Source organism: Burkholderia semiarida, from assembly GCF_029268935.1.
GTDB lineage: Bacteria > Pseudomonadota > Gammaproteobacteria > Burkholderiales > Burkholderiaceae > Burkholderia > Burkholderia semiarida.
In genome coordinates this window covers 1,220,658-1,240,790 of sequence record NZ_JAHLCL010000008.1, presented here as the reverse complement: position 1 = coordinate 1,240,790, position 20,133 = coordinate 1,220,658, and the positions used below count along the sequence as shown (strand labels likewise).

The window sequence follows — 20,133 nt, the reverse complement described above, 5'->3', positions numbered from 1 at the left end:
GCGCGCGCAGGGCGCGCGGCGGCGCGCTTAATGGCCGAAGTAGACCGAGTCGTGCCGGCTTTGCACCCGCACGGCCGGTGCGCCGCTCTCGCCGGTCGCGGCCGGTTGCGAACCGAAGCCGCTGTTGTCGACGCCGCGCACGCGGGCTTCCGCGGCCTGGACGTCGGCCGGGTAGTACGGGCTCGACTGGCTCGGCTTGTAGCCGGCGTTTTCGAGCTGGACCAGTTCATTGCGCACCTGGGCACGGGTCACGGTGCTTTGTGCGAATGCGCCGAACGAGGCGGACAGGGCGACGGCGGCTGCGACTGCGGAAACGAGCGATTTCATGATGACCTCCGGTGTTTATTGGCTTTCCGCGTTCGACGCCATGTCGTCAGCGGTTGAATACATCGTAGGCGCGGGGTCACCTAGGGTAAACGTGAATTTGAGTGAAAGATCGTTGCTTTCGCGGTAACAATGCCGCGACCGAACCCCTTCTGTCCCCACGCTGTATTACGGGGATTGAACGGAGTGGCGGGAGAGTGAAAGGGCGGGATGTCGCGCGGGCGCGGGCGCCCGGGCGTCGAAGGGCCGGCGACCGTCGCGCGGCGGCACGGCTCGCGCCAGGGTGCCGGCTCAGACCCCGTCGTCGTCGATTTCCTTGCGCTCGCGGCGCTCCTCGTTGCCGCGACGCGCGCGCAGCCGCTGGCGCGACAGGACCGCGATCACTTGCTGGGTCGGCGCGCCGGACGGCAACTCGTTGCGGATGCGATCGGGGACCATCGGCAGGCCCGCGCGCTGCCGGCGCAGCGCCTTGGCGATTGCCCGGCGGCATTCGTCGCCGTGGCAATCCCATTCATCGCGGATTCTCAGGCAATAACGGCATTGTTCCATCCGGCTAGTCTAGCGCGTCTTCGGGAATGAAGCAGGACGTGGTGCCGGACGCCGGCGGCGCCGGGCGTGGCAGTCGTTCAGTCGGATTGAAGTGCATCATCGAATGGTGCGGCGTGGCGACGCGTGGCTGTCCGCTGCCTGACCGCAGGGCCGGTTCAATATAATTCAAGAGAACGCGGCATACCATGCACAGAATACATGCCCTCGAACAAGGAAACCCGATGACGCTTGCCCAGTTGCAGGCCCTGGCTGCGGTGGTGGAGCTCGGCTCGCTGACGGCCGCGGCAGACCGGCTCAGCCGCAGCCAATCCGCGATCAGCCACGCGCTGACGGAGCTGGAGGACATCACGCAGATCAAGCTGCTCTGGCGCGACCGGCAGCCGGTCCTCCTGACGGCGGCCGGCGAACGCCTGTGGCCGTATGTGCAGAGCGTGGTGCGGGAAGCGCAGATGCTGCGTCAGCAGTTCAGCCTGGCGCGCGGCAAGCTCGAAGGAAAGCTGGTGGTCGCGTCGCTGCCGAGCGTCTCGCTGGCGTTCGTCGTTCCCGCGCTCGAGGCGTTGAAGGCGATGCACCCGGGCGTATCGGCGGTGCTGCTCGAAGGCACGGACAGCGAAGTCGAAGGGTGGATCGACGACGGGACGGCCGACGTCGGCGTGGTGGCCGGCACGAAGACGTTCGCGCACAACCTGCCGCTGCTCGACGAGGATTTCGTCGCGGTGGCGGCCGCCGACATGTTCGCCGGCCGCAAGAGCGTGTCGGCCAGGCAGTTGGCCGCGGCGCCGTTCATCTTCTCGAAGGCCGGGTGCGGGCCGGTGATCGCGGATTACTTCGCGCGCGGCGGCGCGCCGCTTCGGGCGGCGTTCAACGTGGTCGAGATGCGCACCATCCTGTCGATGGCTGAAGCCGGCATGGGCGTGTCGATCGTGCCGCGCATCACGCTCACGTACACACCGTTCGGCGGCCGCGTGCTGGCCCTGTCGCCGCGGCTGCATCGGTCCGTGCGGCTGGCGTGGAATACCGCCGGCAACGCGGTCGCCGACGCGTTCGTGCGGCTCGTCGACGCGCAACGTGCGAAAGCGGAAAAGACGATTCGCACGCGCGCGAAAAAGGGCAGGTAGCGGCCGGCCGCAAGATGAACGGCGCTCATGGGCCGCTTGCAGTTTATTCATGCCGACGACGGCCGCGATGCAATACATTGTTCGCACCTCGTGATCGTCGCCCTGAAGGAGCGTGCCGTGCCTGCCTTGCCCACCCTGTTTGCGTTCGGACTCGTGTCGCTCGGCATGGTGCTGACGCCCGGACCGAACATGATCTACCTGGTTTCGCGCTCGATCTGCCAGGGCCGCCGCGCCGGGCTGGTGTCGCTCGGCGGCGTCGCGCTGGGATTCGTGTTCTACATGGTCTGCGCGGCAGTGGGCATCACCGCGCTGGTGATGACCGTGCCGTATGCGTACGATGCGCTGCGCGTTGCCGGCGCGCTGTATCTCGCCTACCTCGCGTGGCAGGCGCTGAAGCCGGGCGGGCGCTCCGCGTTTCAGGTCAGGGAGTTGCCGCACGACAGCCGCATCAGGTTGTTCGCGATGGGCTTCATCACGAACCTCGTGAACCCGAAGATCGCGGTGATGTACCTGTCGTTGCTGCCGCAGTTCATCGTGCCGGGGCACGGCAGCGTGCTCGCGCAATCGCTCGCGCTCGGCTGCGTGCAGATCGCGGTGAGCGTCAGCGTCAACGCGCTGATCGCGTGCGCGGCGGGTTCGATCGCGGGCTTTCTCGCGGGGCGGCCGCTCTGGGCGGCGGCTCAGCGCTGGCTGATGGGGACGGTGCTGGCCGGGCTGGCGATGCGGATCGCGCTCGAATCGCGAAGCTAGCGCGGTGGACGCGGCTCCGAGCACGGCCGGTCGGGATCCGGCCTGCCGTCAATGCCCCGGCCATCGTCACCCGTGGCAATTGCCCTCGGCCTGCTTGCTCGTCCGCACGCGCTTGGCCTTGTCACGACGCCGGCCGCGTGTCGCGAGCCAGCACAGGATCGACCCGCCGCACACCATCGACGCGCCTTGCCAGAATTCGGCGGACAGCGGCGCATCGAGCAGCATCGCGGCGAGGGCAGCGGCGAGCACCGGGGTGAAGTACGATGCGCCGACGATGACCGTCACGTTGCCGTGCATGATGCCGGTGTTCCAGGCCGCATAGCCGAAGCCGAGCGCCGACGCGGCCAGCACGAGATACGCGACCGCGTGCAAACTGAACGTCATGGCGCCGCCGCCTTCGATCGCGAACTTGATCCAGAGCACCGCGGCGACCAGCATGAAGAACGGCGTGACGCCGTTCCTGCCGTCGGCGATGCGCGCGGTCACCGTGCAATAACCGGCCCAGATCAGCGCGCCGAAGAATGCCAGCCCGTAACTCAGCGGATTGTCCGCGACGTTGCGCAGCATGCCGGCCGGATCGAGCCCCTGGTCGCCGCCGAGCACCCGGCAGATGCCGAGCATCGACAGCAGGACGCCCGGCACGACGAGCAGGTTCGCGCGCTGCTTGTTGAACACGATGGCGGCGACCAGCGTGAGGCTCGGCCACAGATAGTTGACCATCGCGACTTCGATCGCTTGCTGACCGTTGCGCGCATAGCCGATCGACAGCGACAGGCATACCTCGTACGACACGAACAGCAGCCCGCCCCAGAGCAGATAGTTTTTCGGGAATCGGCTCAGGTCGGGGAAGCCGATCGAGAACAGCAGCAGCACGGACGCCACCGTATAGATCATCGCCGCGCCGCCGGTCGCGCCGAGGCTTTCGCTGACCCCGCGAACGAGCGCGACCACCGACGCCCATAACAGCACCGCGCCGAGCCCGAGGAGCGTTGCCTGGTTCTTGCGTTTCATGCTTGCTGCGTGTTTCAACATGCCCATTCGATTTCGGATGATTCGGGTCGGCTCGCGCGTGCTGTTGTCGCAAGCAGCGGTACCAAGCGAAGGTTCCGCCGGAAACGCGCATTTTACGGGGGCGCGGCCGTTGCGGCGTTGCAGCCGCACCTGTATGACCGACGCAGTCGCGAGAACCGATCACGCGTCGTCGATGCGCCACGGCGCGCCGATTTCCGACAACGCGGGTCGATCGAGTCGAGCATCGCGTTCCGCATCGGGCCGAGCGTGGTGACAAGGAGGAAGCCGGCTTCGTCGATCGACAGATCGATCAGCGGCCAGCCGCCGGCCGCATCGCGAACTTCAAGCCGCCGTTCGTGTGGATCGACGTCGACGTCGCCATGCGCTTGTCGCGGCACATGGCGACGGCATCGAATGCGGCGGCCGAAGGCGGCGTGTGAATGCGGTATTCGAAACTCATCTGCATGGGGCGGTGTGCGAGGCGGGCAGTCTAACTCGCGCCGGGGTATTCCGTTCTCGACGGCAACGCGTCGGACGTCCGCCGCAGCGGGCGCCCGACGCGTCGATCACCGCTCGTGCCGCTTCTTGCTCAGCTCGATCGTCTCGAACAGTTCGTATTGCGCGGTTGGCTGCTGGTCGGCGCCCGGCGCGTGGTAGTAGCGCATCGTGATCGTCGTGTGGCCGCCCGGCTTGCCCGGATCGTGGTCGAACACCGCGATCCCGTAGCCGGTGCCCGTATCGCGGCGCGCGGACCAGATCGCATCCTCGAGCGCATCGGCCGGCTGGCGCACGAACGTGTTCGGCGCGGTGCCCGGCACCGGCCGGTTCGGCTTCGTGAACACCTTCGCCTGCGCGAAACCGGTCGACGGGTTTTCGCCGTACACGTCGAGCGGCGCGCTGGTGCCGCCGCCGCCGAGGATCAGGTGGATCGTGCCGTGGCTCGTGTCGAACGTCGTGCGGCCGGGATCGTTCGAGCCGACCGGGCGCGGCTGCAGCGTTTCGACCACTTCGCCGGTTTTCGCATCGACGCCCGCGCGGTGATTGCAGCCGCGCACCGGATAGCTGCGCTCGTAGTCGTGATCGTGGCCGCACAGCACGAGATCGACGCCGTAGCGGTCGAACAGCGGCAGCCACGCTTCGCGAATGCCCTTGTCGGACCCGTTGCCCGTCTTCGACGAACTGAGCGCGTCCTGGTGCATCTGCACGACGATCCAGTCGATGTCGTCGTCATGCGCGGCGTGCCGCAGCGTGCGTTCGAGCCAGCGTGTCTGCTCGCCGTTGCTGTAGCCGCGCACATAGAACGACGTACCGGGCTCGATCGGCGGGCGGCCGGTGCTCGCGGCCGGCACGAGCGGCGCCGGGCCGCCGACGAACGCGGCGGCATCCTGGTACACGACGTCGTCGGCGTCGAGCGACACGAACAGCACCGAGCTCACGCGGAAGCTGTACCAGCGGCCCGGGAAGTGCGTGCCGTTCTCCGGCAGCGTGTAGCGGGCGAGGTACGAGTCGAGCCCCTGCGGACCGTTGTTGAATTCGATCTCGTGGTTGCCGGGGCAGGGCATCCACGGGCGATTCGCGGCCGACGTCTGGTTGTTGTTGCCGAAATCGCGCCACACGTCGGGCTGGTGCGCGGGGTTCAGGTTCGCGTAGCAGAGGTCGCCGTTCAGCAGGTGAAAGAGCGGCTGGAACTGCTCGACGGCCTGCACCGCGAAGCGGCTCTGCGGCGACGACAGCACCCACGCGCCGTTCGGCGTCGCGAGGTCGCCGTAGCTCGTGAAACGAAACGGTGCGCGGCCGCGCGGCGCGGTCGAGAAATTCGCGGAGAACGGCTGCGCGGCATGGCTGTCGTTGTCGGCCGTGATCTCGTAGCGGTAGCGCGTATCCGGCTTCAGCCCGTGCACGCGCGCGTGGTACGTGAACACCGTTTCGCCGTTCAGGCCGTCGGTGTACAGGCGCTGGACGCCGTGCACGGTGCGCGCCGGCTCGCCGTCGGCGACGATGCGCGCGCGCGGGTTCACGGCCGGCGCGAGCGACGCCCACGAGATCACGACTTCGGACGTCGGGTCGTTGCCCCACGTCAGGTGAACCTGTTCGGGCGTGCCGTCCGGGTTCGACGCGCCGGCGCGGGCAGCCGCGAGCCCGCCGGCGGCGGTGGCGAGGCCGGAGACGCCGGCGAGTTTCAGGAAGCCGCGACGCGACACGGACGCGGCCGGCTCGTTCGGCTGGTCAGGGAGAGTGTCCTGGTTCGACATGGTCGGTGTTTTCGTTGATGGGGCGCGAGGTGGGGAACCGTGCGGCCATGCGCGAGCACGGCCGGGGCCTGGGCCGGAAACGAGCGGGATCCCGGTCGCATGCATTGTCGAAGGGCAGTTTTGCCGCGGTGTGACAGTACCGCGACCCGGCATGCGTGGTGGCCGGTGCGGACAACCGCGCGTTGTGCGCCTCCAGTCACCATCGGTGCCGGGGCGCACCCGAAATTTATTTGCCGACACCGCGACGGATTTCTTCTGCCTGCTCCGTTTAACGCATGAACGACCGCTTCTGGTCGATGCCCGTTATTTCGGAGTCTTTCATGAAACTTTCCGTTCAGTTGCGATTGGCTGCCGGATGCGTGGCCGCGCTTGCGGCGTCGGCGGCATTCGCGCAGGCCGTCATCGTCGCGCCTTACGCGCCGCCACCGCCGCGCGTCGAAGTGATGCCGGCGCCCCGTGCCGGTTACGTGTGGGACCAGGGCCACTGGCACTGGCGGCAAGGCCGTTACGTGTGGATTCCGGGACACTGGCAGGTCGTGCGCGTCGGTTACCACTGGGTGCCCGGGCATTGGGCCGCGCGCGGCCCGGCCTGGCGCTGGGTGCCGGGTCACTGGGCCTGACGCGCAGGCCGCCGCCCGGCATGCGATGCCGGCGCAGCGGATTTTCCACGCAATATCATGAGCCGAAGCGATGCCTTTTCGAACCATCGTAATCGTGGCGGCCGCAGCCATCGTGCTGGCCGGCTGCGTCGTGGTGCCGGCCCGTCCGGTGTATTACCGGCCCGCGCCGGTCGTCGTATATTGAGCGCGCCGGCCGACGCTCGCGCGGCCGGCTGACGGGATCGACATGCGGCGCGAACCGGACGTCGATGAAACGGATATGGCCGACACCGTGTGCCATGTCGGGCGCGACGCGCGCGGCGTTGACGAACGGGCGGCATGGCGCCGTCCGGCGCCGGCCCGACGCATGCAAGGAGAGCACCACGATGAGCTTCAGCCGGGCGGCGGTTCCCTCTGCCGTGACAGTGCAGCGCTCGCGCGCCGCTCGACGGAGCCGGCGGCGTTGAGCGATCGCGGCGACCGCGATCCGGACGCGGAACTCGTCGCGCGCGTCGGCGCGCGCGATTCATCGGCGGTGCGCGTGCTCGTCGCGCGCAAGCTGCCGCGGCTGCTCGCATTGGCGACGCGCATGCTCGGCGACCGGAACGAAGCCGAGGACGTCGCGCAGGAGACGTTCTTGCGAATCTGGAATCAGGCGCCGCGCTGGCGTGAAGGCGAAGCCCGCTTCGACACGTGGCTGCATCGCGTCGTGCTGAACCTGTGCTACGACCGGTTGCGGGGCCGGCGCGAGGAGCCCGTCGATACGCTGCCCGACGTGCCCGACACGCAACCGGAGCCGGCCGCGCATGCGGAACTGCGTTCGCGCGACGCGCGCGTGCGCCAGGCCCTGGCTGCATTGCCGCCGAGGCAGCGGGAAGCGCTGGTGCTCCAGTACTATCAGGAAATGTCGAACGTGGAAGCGGCCAACCTGATGGGCATCACCGTCGATGCGCTGGAAAGCCTGCTCGCCCGTGCGCGGCGCAATCTGCGCGCGCAACTGGCCGGCGACCCACCTAGCGAGGACAAGCGATGACACCCGAACGATTTCGCACCATCGTCGCCGCGTACGGCTCGGACGCGCGGCGCTGGCCGGCCGCCGAGCGCGCGGCCGCCGAGGCGTGGGCGCACGCGAACCCGCGCGACGCGCTGCTGGCGCTCGACGATGCGGCCGACCTCGATGCGTGGCTCGCGTGCGATACGGTCGAGCCGCCGGCGCCGTCGCTCGTCGAGCGCATCGTCGCGACGGCGCCCGCGCCGCGGCGCGCACGCCGGCGCGGCGCCGTATGGTGGTCGGGCGCGGCGTTCGCGGGCGTCGGCCTGGCCGGTGCGCTCGCGGGCGCGGTGGCCGTGTCGATGCTGATGCTCGGCAGCGCGCCGCCGGCGCCGCACGAGCCGGGCTATCTGACGACGACGTTCGGCAGTCCGGGCGTGGACGGGAGCGACGAATGACCGAACGCGGCTGGAAACTCACCCTCGTCGGCTCGGTCGTGCTGAACGTGTTCATGCTCGGCGCGATCGGCGGCGGCGCATATCAATGGTTCTCGACGCATCGCGACCTGCATGCGGGCGGCACGCCCGCGCAGCGCACGGCGTTGCGATTCGCGGCGGACGAATTGCCCGATGCGCGGCAGCGCGAGTTTGCCGCCGCGCTGAAGGCGGCGCGCAAGAGCGGCCGCGATTTCGCGCGCGAAGGGCGCGACGGCCGAATCACCGTGCTGGACCTGCTCGCCGCGCCACAACTCGATCGCGCAGCGATCGATGCGGCGCTCGATCGCACGCGCGCGGCCGACACCGCGATGCGTGCGCAGGTCGAGCGCAGCGTCGTCGATTTCGCGGCGACGCTGACGCCCGACGAGCGCGTGAAGTTCGTCGACGGGTTGCAGCACAGCGGCAACTGGCGTCTGCCGCCGAAGCTGCGGAAGAAGCCGGACGCATCGGCGAGCGAGTAAGCCGCGCGCGGGCGGCACGCGACTCCGCGTATTGCTCGCGCGTCATGCGTGTGCCGGTTCCGGCGCATCGCCCGGGCGTTGTCCGTCGACGATGTGCGCCGCCGTGCGGCGAGATTTCCGCCCGGCGTTTCCCCGATCACGAGAAATATTTTCCCGCCCCGCGACGGATTTCCCGGTGCGCTTGCGTTGAACGTGAGTACGCACCGCAAGAGAGCCCGTCATGGACCATCCGAACGACGCCACGCCGGCCGCGATCGCGCTGAACCGTTTCGGTCTCGGCGCACGGGCCGACGAAGCACCGCCCGCCGAGCCGAAGGCGGCACTCGTCGCGCAATTCGACCGCTACGACGCGCGGCCCGCCGCATGGGCCGGCGAGCCGGACGCGGTCACGCTTGCCACGCGCTTCGCGAACATCCGCAACGCGATGACGGGCGACGACGCGGCCGCGAAGCGCGCGACCGCGCAATCGATCCGCCGCGACGGCTACGACGCGTATCGCAGCGCCGTCGCCGCGCGCATGAACAGCGCGCTGACCACGTCCGCGCCGTTCGTCGAACGTCTCGTGCATTTCTGGGCGAACCATTTCGCGGTATCGGTCGACAAGGGGCAGGTGGCCGCGTATGCGGGCGCGTTCGAACGCGACGCGATCCGTCCGCACGTGCTCGGCCGGTTCGAGGACATGCTCGTCGCCGTCGAGCAGCATCCCGCGATGCAGGTGTTCCTCGATCAGGCGCGCTCGGTCGGCCCCGACAGCCCGGCCGCGCTGCGTGCGCAGGCACGCAATCCGTCGGCGAAGCGCGGGCTCAACGAGAACCTCGCGCGCGAAATCATGGAACTGCACACGCTCGGCGTGCGTACCGGTTACACGCAAGCCGACGTGACGGAATTCGCCCGTGCGTTGACCGGCTGGAGCATCGCCGGCGGGCGCGGGCCGCAGCCGGGCGATGCGGCGCCCGGCGCATTCGTGTTTCGCCCGAATCTGCACGAACCGGGCACGCGCACGGTGATGGGCCGCACCTACGATCAACCGGGCGAAGCGCAGGCGCGCGCGATCCTGCATGACCTCGCGTGTTCGGAGGCGACGGGCCGGCACATCGCGTTCCAGCTTGCTCGTCATTTCGTTGCCGACAACCTGCCGCCCGCGCTGACCGACCGGCTCGCGCGCGCATTCGCCGCGAGCGGCGGCGATTTACCGACCGTCTATCGCGCGCTTGTCGATGCGCCCGATGCGTGGGCGCCGGTCAACCGCAAGTTCAAGACGCCGTGGGAGTGGGCCGTATCGTCGCTGCGCGGGCTCGGGTGGCGCGACACGGGTGATCTCGAGGCCGCGCCGCTGCTCGCGCAGCTCGGCCAGCCGGTGTGGCGGCCGGGCTCGCCGGCCGGCTACGACGACGTCGCCGCGAGCTGGGCCGCGCCCGACGCGCTCGTGCGCCGCGTCGAGATCGCGCAGCGTCTCGCCGCGCGTACGGGCGACCGGCTCGACCCGCGCACGCTCGGCGACACGCTGCTCGCCGGTTCGATGAGCGCGCCGACCGCGACCGCGCTCGCGCGCGCCGAAAGCGCGACGACGTCACTTGCGCTGCTGCTCGTGTCGCCCGATTTCCAACGGAGATGACCATGGCACTGTCCCGCCGACAATTCCTCAGCGTTGCCGCCGCCGGCGCGGGCGCGATCCTCGTCGCGCCGCGGATCGTATTCGCGAATGTCGAAACCGACCGGCGCTTCGTGTTCGTGATCCAGCGCGGCGCGGCCGACGGCCTGAACATCGTCGTCCCGTATGCGGAGCCCGCGTATGCGTCGCTGCGCGGCCCGCTCGCGATCGACACGGCGGCGGCGACGCGGCTCGACGGCACGTTCGCGCTGCATCCGTCGCTCGCGCAGACCGCGCAGTTGTACCGCGACGGCCACGCGCTGTTCGTCCATGCGATCGCGTCGCCGTATCGCGACCGCTCGCATTTCGACGGCCAGAACGTGCTCGAAACGGGCGGCCGTGCGCCGTACCAGGTGAAGGACGGCTGGCTGAACCGGCTCGCCGCGCTGCTGCCGGCGACGCGCGACAGCGCAATCGCGTTCGCGCCGACCGTGCCGCTTGCGCTGCGCGGCACGGTGCAGGCCGCGTCGTATGCGCCGTCCGGTTTGCCGGCCGCGCCGGACGATCTGCTCACGCGCGTGTCGGCGCTCTACGAAGCCGACGCACAGCTCGGCCCGTTGTGGCAGTCGGCGATGGAAGCGCGCGGCCTCGCAGGCGACGCGCATGCGCGGCAGGACCCGGCCGGCGTCGGCAAGCTCGCCGCGACGTTTCTCGCGCGCGACGACGGGCCGCGGATCGCGATGATCGAGACGAGCGGTTGGGATACGCACAGCGCGCAGAACGCGCGGCTCGCGAATCAGTTGAAGGCGCTCGATACGATGCTCGCCGCACTGCGCGACGGCCTCGGGCCGGCATGGCAGCAGACCACGGTGCTGGTCGCGACCGAGTTCGGCCGCACGGCCGCGGCGAACGGCACGGGCGGCACCGATCATGGGCAGGCGTCGGTCGCGATGCTCGCGGGCGGCGCGGTCGCAGGCGGGCGTGTGATCGCCGACTGGCCGGGGCTGCGGCCCGGCGACCTGTACGAAGGGCGCGACCTGAAACCGACCGCGTCGCTCGACGCGCTGATCGCGGGCGCGGCCGCCGACAGCCTTGGGCTCGACCCGCGCCGCACCGCGTCCGCGTTGTTCGCGGAAAGCGGCGCGATACGGCCGATGAGCGGCCTGATTCGCGGGGTCGCGTGACGCGGTGCATGCCGTGCGCGGCCCGATCAACTCATTACACAACAGGGAGAAATCGACAATGAAGATCCGATCCGTTTCGCTGGCCATGCTGGTGAGCGCAAGTGCCGCGCTGATGTCCGCCTGCGTGGTCGAGCCCGTGCGGCCACCCCAGCCCGCGCCCGTCGTCGAGGTGGCGCCGCCGCCGCCCGCGCCCGGCTATCGGTGGGCGAAGGGGCATTACCGGTGGGCCGGCAATCACTGGGCGTGGGTGCCGGGGCACTGGGTCGCCGTGTACTGACACGGCACGCGTGTCGACGCGTCGCGCGGCGAGCTCGACATGCGTGCGGCAAGCAATCGTGCGAAGTGCAACCACGACGCGTTTGGGGCGGGCTCGACCTCGTTCACCGAGTCGCGGTGCGCCGGCCAGGTGTTCAGTCCCACCCGATCCGGTGCTTCTCCTCCGTCTCGCGATGCCGCCAGTCGTCGTCCGCGTGAAGATACTGGCTCGTCGTCGTGAGCGACACATGCCCGAGGTTGTCGCGCACGAGCCGCAGGTCGACGCGGCCGTCGGCCATGTGCGAGCCTGCACTGTGGCGCAGCCAGTGCGCGGACGCCTGTTCGAGCACGCGCGCCGCCTGTTCGCCGGCTTCGCCGTTCGCGCGCAGCCGATCGGCCGCGTACCGGAACACCTGCTTCACGATCCGGTGCAGCGCCGCGCGCGTGAGCCGCTTGCGCGCCTGGCCGACCGGCAGCACGAGCGGGGTCGGTTCGCCGGCAAGCGGCAGCGCGGGCAGGCCATGCGCGCGCCGGTAGCGCACCAGCTCGGCCATCATCTCGTCGGTGGCCGGCACGAGCCGCTGCCGGCCGCCTTTGCCCGTCACGTCGAGCCACCAGCGCTCGTGCCCGCTCGCGTCGCGTCGGCAGAAGAACTGGCCCATCGTCGTATCGGCTGCTTCGGTGATGCGCAGCCCGCCGAGATACAGCAGCGTGAACAGCCAGCGCGCGCGATCCGCATGAAAGCACGCGCGCGCATCGTCGCGCGGCATCGCGGCGATCGCGTCCTTCACCGATTGCCACAGCGGCTGCCCGAGATGGCGCGTGACGCGCGGCGCGGGCCGGCGCTGCCGCTGTCGCGACAACGCGAGCGGGTTGCCGGCCAGATAGCCGGCCTGCACGAGCCACGAGAACATCACGTTCAGGATCACCAGCGCCTGTCGCTGGCTGGCCGCCGACAGCGGCCCGTAAAACGGCCGCCAGCGCGGATCGTCGCGCGGATGCTTGCGGCCGCCGTTCGCGCACCACACCTCGGCCGGCGCGGGCGCGAGCAGGAATTGCCGGTACACGACGAGATCCTCGTGCGTGAGCGACGACAGCGGCTTGCCGCACGCGATCACGGCCCACAGCAGCAGGCGCTCGGCTTCCTTGCGGTAGTTCTGGAACGTGGTCGGCGTATCGACGAAGCGGGCGAGCCACGCGCGCACGGCGTCGAGGTCGTTGGTCGCGGCGATCTGCGGATGCGCGCTGCCCGAGCGGTTGGTGCCCGTGCGTCCGTCGAGCGCGGCCGGCACGGCGAGCGTATCGATCGGCAGCGGGCGGAGTGCAGTGTCGGACAGAGCGGATGAGGTCATGCGAAGGAACGCGCTGCGCGAACCGCGCGGGCGTGGTCGGCGAACGAAGGCAGTGCGTCGAAGCGTGTCGGGAAGCGCCGATGGTACACGATCACTACCCGGTGAAGCGGCCGTCGATGGCGATCGCGTGGCCGGTGACGATGCACGCCGCGGGCCCGGGAGGCGGTAACGTATCGGCTCGCACGCGACATCCGACAAACCGGAATGGCCGAACGCGTTCTGCAAGGTGTTTGTGAACCTTCTCGCCGGGTGGCTCGTCTAATTGGCCCTGCAACGCTCCCAGAGGCATGCCCGATGATTCACAAGACCCGAACGCTGCTTGGCGTGGCCGCCATTGCCGGCAGCATGCTCGTCGCCGGATGCCAGACCGACGCGGCGGCCACCGCGCCGAATGCCGCTCGCCCGGCCGACGGCAAGCCGGTGACCAAAACCGTCTACGTCGCGCCGCAGTCCGCGCGCTGCACGGGCGTCGCGCCGATGGAGTGCCTGCAGGTGCGCGGCAGCCCGAGCGAGCCGTGGAGCCTGTGGTACGCGGGAATCGAAGGGTTCGCGTACCAGCCCGGCTACCTGTACACGCTCGAAGTCGACGAATACCGCGTCGCGCGGCCGCCGGCCGACGCTTCGTCGATCCGCTGGGTGCTCAAGCGCGTCGTCGAGCGCCGCCAGGTGAACTGACGGCCGCGATCACGCGGAAGGGCGCGCCGCGGTACCGGCCGCCGGCGCGGCCGTATCGATCCGCCGGAACACGACGGACGACAGCAGCGTCACCGCACCCATGCAGGCAAACGACAGCATGAACCCGTGCGCCGTCGAGCCCCGATAAGTGGCGAACAGGTTGACGAGTCCGCCGCCGATCGACACGCCCAAACCCATCGCGAGCATCTGCATCATCGTGAACAGGCTGTTGCCGCTGCCGGCGTCGGCATGCGACAGCCCCTTGAGCGTCACGCCGTTCATCGCCGCGAACTGCATCGAATTCGCGGCGCCGAACACGATCAGCAGCGCACCTTCCAGCACCGGCGCGGGCCGCGCCGACACCAGCGCGAACCCTGCGATCGCGCAGCCGACGATCCCCGTATTCACGACCAGAAACGCTGCATAGCCGAAGCGCTTCACGAGCGGCGCGATCCACCGCTTCGCGATGACGCCCGCGATCGCGGCCGGCAGCATCATCAGCCCCGACTGCAGCGGCGTATAGCCGAGCTGCACTTGCATCAGCAGCGGCAGCATGAACGGTACCGAACTCGTGCCGATCCGGCACAGCAGGTTGCCGAGCAGCCCCGACCCGAAGTTCGGCTCGCGGAACAGCCCGAGGCGGAACAGCGGCTGCGTGCGTCGCCGCGCGTGAGGCAGGTACGCAAGCGCGCTCGCCAGCCCGAGCCCGGCGAGCGCGGCCGCCCACGCGGCGCGATGCGCGGACATCGGCGGGTCGATCGCCAGCGACAGCGCGATCATCGCGGCCGACAGCAGCGCACAGCCGACGAAGTCGAACGGTGGCGGCTGCGTCGCCTGGTCGTGCGGCAGGTAGCGCTGCACGGCGATGAAGCCGACCACACCGACCGGCACGTTGACGATGAACACCCAGTGCCACGAAATCGCCTGTGTGAGCCAGCCGCCGAGCGTCGGCCCGACGATCGGGCCGAGCTGCCCGGCGATCGACACGAACGCGATGGCCGCGACGTACTGTTCGCCCGGCACGCGGCGCAGCACGGCGAGCCGCCCGATCGGCAGCAGCATCGAGCCGCCGATGCCCTGCACGGCGCGCGCGACGACGAGCTGGCCGAGCGTGTGCGACGCCGCGCAGCCGATCGACGCGAGCACGAACACGAGGATCGCGACCGAGAACACGCGGCGCGTGCCGAACCGGTCGGCGAGCCAGCCGGATGCCGGTGTGAGCATCGCCATCGTCAGCGTGTAGACGACCACGACGGGCTGCATCGCGAGCGGCGACGCATGCAGGCTTTGGGCGATCGAAGGCAGCGCCGTGTTGACGATCGTCGTATCGAGCGACTGCATGAAGAAGGCAGCGGCGACGATCCAGAGCAGCGCGGAATGTGTGGGTTCCCGGGACATGGCGAAATCGGTGGTACGGAAGTCCGGCGTGAGCGGCGCCGCTGCATGGTCGCACGGCGGCGGCCGGACGTCGATCGCCCGATGGTACCGATTCCGCTCGTCATCGGGAAGCGGTTTCGCCTACTGCATCGACGACATGTTCCTCGTCGGACGGACGGTGCTCGACGCGGCGGACGCGCGTTCGCTCGGGCGCGCCGCGGGCCGGGCGTGCGTCGTTGCGCGTGGCGATGAACGGATGCTCGACGTAGCGGTAAGTCAGCAGCGCACACAGGACGGCAATCAGCGCGCATGCGAGTGCGAGCGCCCAGATGCCCGAGTCGCCGGCCGAATTGATCGGGAAAACGAACTTGTTGAACGCATGGATGATCATGTACACGATCACCATGTGGATCATGTAGATGCTGAAACTGGTGGTGCCGAGCAGCGCGAGCGGCCGGGTCTTGAGCACGCCGTAGAACGTGTTTCCGCTGGCGATGCAGAGAAACACCGGAAGCAGCGGCAGCGCGCCTTCGATCGAATAGCGTTCGGCCGGGGACGGAGACGTCGCGAGGATCAGCAGCGCGACGGTTGCCGCCGGTTTCGTGGCCAGCCGCGCGCGGATCGCGGGATGTCGCGACACCTCGTAGGCCACGGCGCCGAACGCGAACAGCAGCGCCATGCCGCCCGGCGGCCCGTACAGCGCGGCGCAGGCCGTGACGATCGCGAGCGCGAGCAGCTTGCGCCACGCACGCGTGGCGACGAACCACGCGAGAAACGGAACGGCGACGTAGAACCGCCATTCGTAGGCGAGGGTCCACCAGACGCCGCTCAGATAGGGCGTGCGCTCTGCTCCGTTGATCGGGAATGCCCCGAACCAGCCGAGCGAAACGGTCTTGAGCAGGTCGGCCAGCAACTGCGTCGGTGCGCCGACGGCGTTGCGGGGAAACCAGTAAAGCGTGCATGCGACGATGACGGCCGCGTAAAACAGATAGAGCGGCGCGAGGCGCCGCACGCGCCCGACGAAGAAAGTCCGCACGTCGAGCGTGCCTCGGCATGCACGTTCCCAGAACAGCAGCCCGGTGACCATGAAGAACATCGCGACGGGGATCGTCCCGAGATTGCGCAGGAATTCGGTGCCGGCGCCCCAGACGCCGGTCGACAGCAACGCCTGGTTGCACGCGAAGTGATGAAAGACCACGGAGGTGGCCAGGATGCCGCGGAAACCGTCGAGATTGCGATAGCGCATCGACAGCGACTTGTCGACGGCCGATCGGTAGAACGGTACGTGTCGGGCGACGAGCCACGCAATGATCGCCACGGCCGCAAGGCAGGCCGGGAAGTAGAGTTTGTCGGGTGTCGGGGAGAAGAGGGTTTCCAGCGTTGGCGTAACAAGGTCCACTGAAGAGCGTCTCGTGTCTTGGATCGGGATTTCAGGCACGGAGGGTCCGCGTCGATGCAAGGTCTTCTGCGCGCTTCGCACGGCGTTCGATCGCCGGTCTTGTGGTCTGATGGTATCAAACGATAGCGATGCCCGCGGTCGGTTATGCAACACGATGTTTCAGCGCGAATCGACGCGACGGGCCGCGGTCGTCGCGCATGTCGCCGACGAGGGCTGCGTCGCAAATTGCGTTCCTCGCGGGCCAACGCGCATCGTGATCCATGGGCGCCACACTGGCCGTTCGGCCGGCTTCCACATCGTCCCGCTCCGGCTTACCTTGAGCGACAGCAGGTCGATGCGTCGGGCCAGCGGCGAAAGGGGGCGAATGCTCGCCGTCCGTTGCCGCCGGTTCGCGTCGACTCCCGTGTCCATCCGGTTACAAGAGTGATAGCAACGCTTGCAATTTACCCTCGTGACGCTATCATTGATAGCAAATCTGGATGGAGGTACTCATGGCAAATCTTCTGGTGCGTAACGTGGATGACACTATCGTTCAAAGCCTGCGTGAGCAGGCAGCGGCCAACGGCAGGAGCGCCGAGGCCGAACATCGAGCCATTCTGGCCGAAGCGCTCGGTCGGCCGAAGCGGCGGACATTCGCGCAGGTGCTGATGAGCATGCCGGAGGTTGGCGAAGACGCGGATTTCCAACGTGTTCAGGATTCAGGCGAGGTCGGCCGTGTTTTTGATTGATACGAACGTCATCAGCGAAATCAGGAAGGGCAAGCGAACCAACCGGGGCGTGCGGGCGTTCTTCCGGCAGGCCGAAGCCGACGCGAGCCCGCTTTACCTGTCGGTCGTGACGGTGGCCGAGCTGCGGCGCGGTGTCGACCTGATCCGTCATCGCGGCGATCACAGTCAGGCGTCGGCGCTCGAGGCCTGGGTGGCGATGATCCTGTCCGGCTATGCGCCGAACATCCTGCCGGTCGATGTCGAGACCAGCCAGATGTGGGGGCATTTGCGCGTGCCGGATCCGACGCATGAGCTCGACAAGCTGATCGCGGCCACCGCGCTGATCAACGATCTGACGGTCGTCACGCGCAACGTCGACGATTTCGCTCGCACCGGCGTCCGGCTGCTGAATCCATTCGACTAGCGTAGCAGGGGCGGTCCACCATCCCGAGAAGCCGGGACGGGCGGCGGTCGGCCCGCCCGACGCCGGCTCCCGTGGCAGGGCCAACACGGCAGCTACATGTCACGCTCCGAGCATCGAAACGCCTCCGGCGTGCCTTTCGCGCAGCAATCCTCGTCTTTTAGCGCTCGCTTTCCTCGTCCCCGACAGACGATCTAACGCCACATCGGCCCGGCCAGAATCCTTCACGAACAACGGATATGAATCAGGAGGCGGCCGGCATGATCGACGTCCGTGCGCGGGTTATGTCGTCGAGGTGTCGCGTGTCAATGCGTGGCACTGCTATGCAGAAGACGTTTGCACGTCTTTCCTCCGAAAGCCGGCGAATCTGCTTTTCAGCGCGAGCGCTGGCTTCTCTACGAGGAACCACGAAGCAGCGGCGAGTGGGGTGACGATCGCGACGGTGAAAAGAGATAGCTTGGTCGGGCCGATGCCGGTTCCGAAGTGCCATACCAGAATCTGTTGCACGAGGAACGCGTAGATATAAACGCCGTACGAAATGTCGAAGCGGTTCAGGAACGCCAGCCTGGGCAGGCGTTCCGCCGCGAAAATGACAACGAACGGCAGCAGCAGGTTGAAGGCGTACGCCCTGATCTTCCAGTCTGAATGGGACGCGAACAGATAGAAGGGCAGCAGGGCCAGCAAGACCGAAGCTGTCCACAGGATCCAGCTACGCGGCAAGGTTACGGTCGCGAGAAACGCTCCTCCCCAGAAGAACACGCCAAGGCGAGAAAGCTGGAAGGTGTTCACGCCGATCAGATTGTTCCCTTGCCAGAGCAAATCACCCATCAGCGCCACGTAACAGCCGATCAGCATCAGCAATAGCCCCTTCCAGTTCAATGCTCCGGCCCACGATACGCCAAGCAGCATCAGATAGCACGTTACCTCGAGCGACAACGTCCAGAGTGAGCCGTTGATGACGGGAACCGGGTTCGTCGCGAAGAAGTGGGGGAGCGTCGGGACGAGCTGGTACATCGACAGGTTTGTCATGTATTCGAGCCACTCGGGCAACCACGTATGCGTCATGATCGGGCCGGCGACGAAGATCGTCAGCAGTAGCAAAACCGCCAGGCCCGGGAAGATGCGCAGCGCGCGGTTGCGCAGATAGACGATCGAATTCGGGTTCCGTTGCAGCGACTTACACACAAGGTACCCGCTGATCGCGAAGAACGCGCTCACACCGAACTCACTGAACTGCGGGAAGCCATGCGCCTCAAGCCAGTCATGCGGCAGTCCGAGCACGACGTAGCTGTGGGTGACGATCACTGCATATGCGGCCAACAGACGCAGGAAGGTGAAGGCGTTTTGGTTATTGGAGCTCATGGTAAGGTTTCCGGTCTTTCCGGCACGTATGGTAACCAGCAGGCATGCCGTTCAGAAGCATATGACAAATGCTTGATTTTACTGACTGCAAGGCGCCGTGTCCGACTGGAATTTTTGAGCCAAGACGACATCACAGGAAGGGCAAGCGAACCAACCGGGGCGTGCGGGCGTTCTTCCGGCAGGCCGAAGCCGACAGCCCGCTTTACCTGTCGGTCGTGACGGTGGCCGAACTGCGGCGCGGTGTCGACCTGATCCGTCATCGCGGCGATCACAGTCAGGCGTCGGCGCTCGAGGCCTGGGTGGCGATGATCCTGTCCGGCTATGCGCCGAACATCCTGCCGGTCGATGTCGAGACCAGCCAGATGTGGGGGCATTTGCGCGTGCCGGATCCGACGCATGAGCTCGACAAGCTGATCGCGGCCACCGCGCTGATCAACGATCTGACGGTCGTCACGCGCAACGTCGACGATTTCGCTCGCACCGGCGTCCGGTTGCTGAATCCATTCGACTAGCGTCGCAGGGGCGGTCCTCCCGTCCCAACAGACGATGTAGCGCCCTTGGCCGGCCGGCATCCTGCGCAGCGCCCGCGGGTCCGCGCTTGTGCGCTGCACCAAAAGAACTTGACGAAACGGCCGCGACCGCGTAGTGTCCGAGACCGAAGTCGTCAAGAAGTTCGATTGCTCATCATTGGCCGCACACCGTGCGGCAGTCGTTGGTCTCTCCCTCTTTGATTCTTTCTGTGCCCGTCACGGGCGCATCTTCATCATTCGTCATTTGTATTAAGGAAGTATTTGTGGATACCGGTACCGTCAAGTGGTTCAACGAAACCAAGGGCTTTGGTTTCATTTCCCCGGACAACGGCGGCGACGATCTGTTCGCCCATTTCTCGGAAATTCGCGGCACGGGCTTCAAGACCCTGGCCGAAGGCCAGAAGGTCAGCTTCGAAGTGAAGCGCGGCCCGAAGGGTCTGCAAGCGTCGAACATCACGCCGCAGTAAGCCGCATCGGCATCGGTTGCCCATCGGTGGCCGCTGCCGGATAGCGTATCGCGCGGGCGCCGCTCGACGGCAGCCTGTGCGTTCCGATGCGCACGACCGATGCATCGCGACATTCACGATGCATCGGTCGTGACGCCTCCCTCATCGCATGCCTGACCGCATGCGACGCAACGCCCTCGTGAAATGCATGCCGTTTCGCGAGCGCATCACCGCTTGAACGCATCAACCCGAGCAGACCGCCGCCATGCCGTAGCTGGCGCG

At 67.8% G+C, this 20,133-nt stretch carries 23 protein-coding genes; 14 read left to right on the top strand and 9 right to left on the bottom strand.

Annotated elements, in window-relative coordinates; genetic code table 11:
- Window positions 1-27 precede the first annotated feature (27 nt).
- Together KPB06_RS28850 and KPB06_RS28845 are read right to left on the bottom strand one after the other, a co-directional pair.
- Window positions 28-327 (bottom strand): DUF4148 domain-containing protein, encoded by a 300-nt coding sequence (locus tag KPB06_RS28850; RefSeq protein WP_059585061.1) that lies wholly within the window; start codon window positions 325-327, stop codon window positions 28-30.
- Window positions 328-615: 288 nt separating this feature from the next.
- Window positions 616-873: a hypothetical protein gene (locus tag KPB06_RS28845; RefSeq protein WP_059585062.1), complete on the bottom strand. Its 258-nt coding sequence runs from the start codon at window positions 871-873 to the stop codon at window positions 616-618.
- Between the two features lie 221 nt (window positions 874-1,094).
- Here KPB06_RS28845 and KPB06_RS28840 point away from each other — a divergent pair, with 221 nt between their 5' ends.
- Entirely contained in the window at window positions 1,095-1,991 is an 897-nt protein-coding gene (locus tag KPB06_RS28840) for a LysR family transcriptional regulator (protein ID WP_059585063.1), read from the top strand.
- 117 nt (window positions 1,992-2,108) lie between these two features.
- Complete coding sequence (locus tag KPB06_RS28835; RefSeq protein ID WP_059585139.1) at window positions 2,109-2,741, top strand: LysE family translocator; 633 nt, start codon at window positions 2,109-2,111, stop codon at window positions 2,739-2,741.
- 66 nt (window positions 2,742-2,807) lie between these two features.
- On the opposite strand, the gene yddG is transcribed toward KPB06_RS28835, so the two are convergent.
- The 3 genes from yddG to KPB06_RS28820 form a co-directional block, all read right to left on the bottom strand.
- A complete protein-coding gene (yddG, locus tag KPB06_RS28830) occupies window positions 2,808-3,752 on the bottom strand; it encodes an aromatic amino acid DMT transporter YddG (protein ID WP_143328754.1) in 945 nt (314 codons plus the stop codon).
- Between the two features lie 310 nt (window positions 3,753-4,062).
- Entirely contained in the window at window positions 4,063-4,218 is a 156-nt protein-coding gene (locus tag KPB06_RS28825; protein WP_226093946.1) for a hypothetical protein, read from the bottom strand.
- 100 nt (window positions 4,219-4,318) lie between these two features.
- Window positions 4,319-6,004, bottom strand: coding sequence for a purple acid phosphatase family protein (locus KPB06_RS28820; RefSeq protein WP_059585064.1), 1,686 nt, complete (start codon window positions 6,002-6,004; stop codon window positions 4,319-4,321).
- A gap of 320 nt (window positions 6,005-6,324) precedes the next feature.
- Here KPB06_RS28820 and KPB06_RS28815 point away from each other — a divergent pair, with 320 nt between their 5' ends.
- The 7 genes from KPB06_RS28815 to KPB06_RS28785 all read left to right on the top strand — a co-directional run bounded on the left by KPB06_RS28815 (window position 6,325) and on the right by KPB06_RS28785 (window position 11,604).
- Window positions 6,325-6,624, top strand: a complete 300-nt coding sequence (locus tag KPB06_RS28815) for a YXWGXW repeat-containing protein (RefSeq protein WP_059585141.1) — start codon at window positions 6,325-6,327, stop codon at window positions 6,622-6,624.
- A 226-nt stretch (window positions 6,625-6,850) separates the two neighbouring features.
- A complete protein-coding gene (locus tag KPB06_RS28810; RefSeq protein ID WP_081066381.1) occupies window positions 6,851-7,636 on the top strand; it encodes an RNA polymerase sigma factor in 786 nt (261 codons plus the stop codon).
- Window positions 7,633-8,052, top strand: a complete 420-nt coding sequence (locus KPB06_RS28805; protein ID WP_059585065.1) for a hypothetical protein — start codon at window positions 7,633-7,635, stop codon at window positions 8,050-8,052. Before KPB06_RS28810 ends, KPB06_RS28805 begins: the two co-directional genes overlap by 4 nt.
- Entirely contained in the window at window positions 8,049-8,552 is a 504-nt protein-coding gene (locus KPB06_RS28800; RefSeq protein WP_060009371.1) for a periplasmic heavy metal sensor, read from the top strand. Before KPB06_RS28805 ends, KPB06_RS28800 begins: the two co-directional genes overlap by 4 nt.
- Before the next feature lie 220 nt (window positions 8,553-8,772).
- Window positions 8,773-10,167, top strand: coding sequence for a DUF1800 domain-containing protein (locus tag KPB06_RS28795; protein ID WP_059585067.1), 1,395 nt, complete (start codon window positions 8,773-8,775; stop codon window positions 10,165-10,167).
- 2 nt (window positions 10,168-10,169) lie between these two features.
- On the top strand, window positions 10,170-11,327 hold the full coding sequence (locus tag KPB06_RS28790; RefSeq protein ID WP_059585068.1) for a DUF1501 domain-containing protein: 1,158 nt from the start codon (window positions 10,170-10,172) through the stop codon (window positions 11,325-11,327).
- A gap of 58 nt (window positions 11,328-11,385) precedes the next feature.
- Entirely contained in the window at window positions 11,386-11,604 is a 219-nt protein-coding gene (locus KPB06_RS28785) for a YXWGXW repeat-containing protein (RefSeq protein WP_059585069.1), read from the top strand.
- Between the two features lie 133 nt (window positions 11,605-11,737).
- On the opposite strand, the gene KPB06_RS28780 is transcribed toward KPB06_RS28785, so the two are convergent.
- Entirely contained in the window at window positions 11,738-12,934 is a 1,197-nt protein-coding gene (locus tag KPB06_RS28780) for a tyrosine-type recombinase/integrase (RefSeq protein ID WP_059585070.1), read from the bottom strand.
- Window positions 12,935-13,228: 294 nt separating this feature from the next.
- On the opposite strand from KPB06_RS28780, the gene KPB06_RS28775 reads away from it, so the two are divergent.
- A complete protein-coding gene (locus tag KPB06_RS28775; RefSeq protein WP_059585071.1) occupies window positions 13,229-13,609 on the top strand; it encodes a DUF4377 domain-containing protein in 381 nt (126 codons plus the stop codon).
- Window positions 13,610-13,618: 9 nt separating this feature from the next.
- Here KPB06_RS28775 and KPB06_RS28770 read toward each other — a convergent pair whose 3' ends face one another.
- Window positions 13,619-15,007, bottom strand: coding sequence for a DHA2 family efflux MFS transporter permease subunit (locus KPB06_RS28770; protein WP_059585072.1), 1,389 nt, complete (start codon window positions 15,005-15,007; stop codon window positions 13,619-13,621).
- Window positions 15,008-15,107: 100 nt separating this feature from the next.
- Window positions 15,108-16,385: an acyltransferase family protein gene (locus KPB06_RS28765; RefSeq protein WP_059585073.1), complete on the bottom strand. Its 1,278-nt coding sequence runs from the start codon at window positions 16,383-16,385 to the stop codon at window positions 15,108-15,110.
- Window positions 16,386-16,876: 491 nt separating this feature from the next.
- On the opposite strand from KPB06_RS28765, the gene KPB06_RS28760 reads away from it, so the two are divergent.
- Together KPB06_RS28760 and KPB06_RS28755 are read left to right on the top strand one after the other, a co-directional pair.
- Window positions 16,877-17,113: a FitA-like ribbon-helix-helix domain-containing protein gene (locus KPB06_RS28760; RefSeq protein ID WP_059585143.1), complete on the top strand. Its 237-nt coding sequence runs from the start codon at window positions 16,877-16,879 to the stop codon at window positions 17,111-17,113.
- Window positions 17,100-17,516: a type II toxin-antitoxin system VapC family toxin gene (locus tag KPB06_RS28755; RefSeq protein ID WP_179231777.1), complete on the top strand. Its 417-nt coding sequence runs from the start codon at window positions 17,100-17,102 to the stop codon at window positions 17,514-17,516. The genes KPB06_RS28760 and KPB06_RS28755 overlap by 14 nt, the downstream gene beginning before the upstream one ends.
- 318 nt (window positions 17,517-17,834) lie before the next feature.
- Here the strand turns inward: KPB06_RS28755 and KPB06_RS28750 are convergent, their stop codons facing one another.
- Window positions 17,835-18,875 carry an acyltransferase family protein gene (locus KPB06_RS28750; protein ID WP_059585075.1) on the bottom strand — a complete coding sequence of 347 codons (1,041 nt, stop codon included), beginning with the start codon at window positions 18,873-18,875 and terminating at the stop codon, window positions 17,835-17,837.
- A 161-nt stretch (window positions 18,876-19,036) separates the two neighbouring features.
- Between KPB06_RS28750 and KPB06_RS28745 the strand changes: the two genes are divergently transcribed.
- Both KPB06_RS28745 and KPB06_RS28740 read left to right on the top strand, forming a co-directional pair.
- A complete protein-coding gene (locus KPB06_RS28745; RefSeq protein ID WP_226093947.1) occupies window positions 19,037-19,387 on the top strand; it encodes a type II toxin-antitoxin system VapC family toxin in 351 nt (116 codons plus the stop codon).
- Window positions 19,388-19,668: 281 nt separating this feature from the next.
- Entirely contained in the window at window positions 19,669-19,872 is a 204-nt protein-coding gene (locus KPB06_RS28740) for a cold-shock protein (RefSeq protein WP_006483056.1), read from the top strand.
- Window positions 19,873-20,133 lie beyond the last annotated feature (261 nt).

Excerpts from the sequence above, each read along its gene's own strand:
- KPB06_RS28850 (WP_059585061.1), bottom strand. The coding sequence starts at position 327 with ATGAAATCGCTCGTTTCCGCAGTCGCAGCCGCCGTCGCCCTGTCCGCC.
- KPB06_RS28840 (WP_059585063.1), top strand. The coding sequence starts at position 1,095 with ATGACGCTTGCCCAGTTGCAGGCCCTGGCTGCGGTGGTGGAGCTCGGC.
- KPB06_RS28815 (WP_059585141.1), top strand. The coding sequence starts at position 6,325 with ATGAAACTTTCCGTTCAGTTGCGATTGGCTGCCGGATGCGTGGCCGCG.
- KPB06_RS28845 (WP_059585062.1), bottom strand. The coding sequence starts at position 873 with ATGGAACAATGCCGTTATTGCCTGAGAATCCGCGATGAATGGGATTGC.
- KPB06_RS28750 (WP_059585075.1), bottom strand. The coding sequence starts at position 18,875 with ATGAGCTCCAATAACCAAAACGCCTTCACCTTCCTGCGTCTGTTGGCC.
- yddG (WP_143328754.1), bottom strand. The coding sequence starts at position 3,752 with ATGAAACGCAAGAACCAGGCAACGCTCCTCGGGCTCGGCGCGGTGCTG.
- KPB06_RS28775 (WP_059585071.1), top strand. The coding sequence starts at position 13,229 with ATGATTCACAAGACCCGAACGCTGCTTGGCGTGGCCGCCATTGCCGGC.
- KPB06_RS28810 (WP_081066381.1), top strand. The coding sequence starts at position 6,851 with ATGCGGCGCGAACCGGACGTCGATGAAACGGATATGGCCGACACCGTG.
- KPB06_RS28795 (WP_059585067.1), top strand. The coding sequence starts at position 8,773 with ATGGACCATCCGAACGACGCCACGCCGGCCGCGATCGCGCTGAACCGT.
- KPB06_RS28760 (WP_059585143.1), top strand. The coding sequence starts at position 16,877 with ATGGCAAATCTTCTGGTGCGTAACGTGGATGACACTATCGTTCAAAGC.
- KPB06_RS28800 (WP_060009371.1), top strand. The coding sequence starts at position 8,049 with ATGACCGAACGCGGCTGGAAACTCACCCTCGTCGGCTCGGTCGTGCTG.
- KPB06_RS28820 (WP_059585064.1), bottom strand. The coding sequence starts at position 6,004 with ATGTCGAACCAGGACACTCTCCCTGACCAGCCGAACGAGCCGGCCGCG.
- KPB06_RS28770 (WP_059585072.1), bottom strand. The coding sequence starts at position 15,007 with ATGTCCCGGGAACCCACACATTCCGCGCTGCTCTGGATCGTCGCCGCT.
- KPB06_RS28790 (WP_059585068.1), top strand. The coding sequence starts at position 10,170 with ATGGCACTGTCCCGCCGACAATTCCTCAGCGTTGCCGCCGCCGGCGCG.
- KPB06_RS28825 (WP_226093946.1), bottom strand. The coding sequence starts at position 4,218 with ATGCAGATGAGTTTCGAATACCGCATTCACACGCCGCCTTCGGCCGCC.
- KPB06_RS28785 (WP_059585069.1), top strand. The coding sequence starts at position 11,386 with ATGAAGATCCGATCCGTTTCGCTGGCCATGCTGGTGAGCGCAAGTGCC.
- KPB06_RS28805 (WP_059585065.1), top strand. The coding sequence starts at position 7,633 with ATGACACCCGAACGATTTCGCACCATCGTCGCCGCGTACGGCTCGGAC.
- KPB06_RS28780 (WP_059585070.1), bottom strand. The coding sequence starts at position 12,934 with ATGACCTCATCCGCTCTGTCCGACACTGCACTCCGCCCGCTGCCGATC.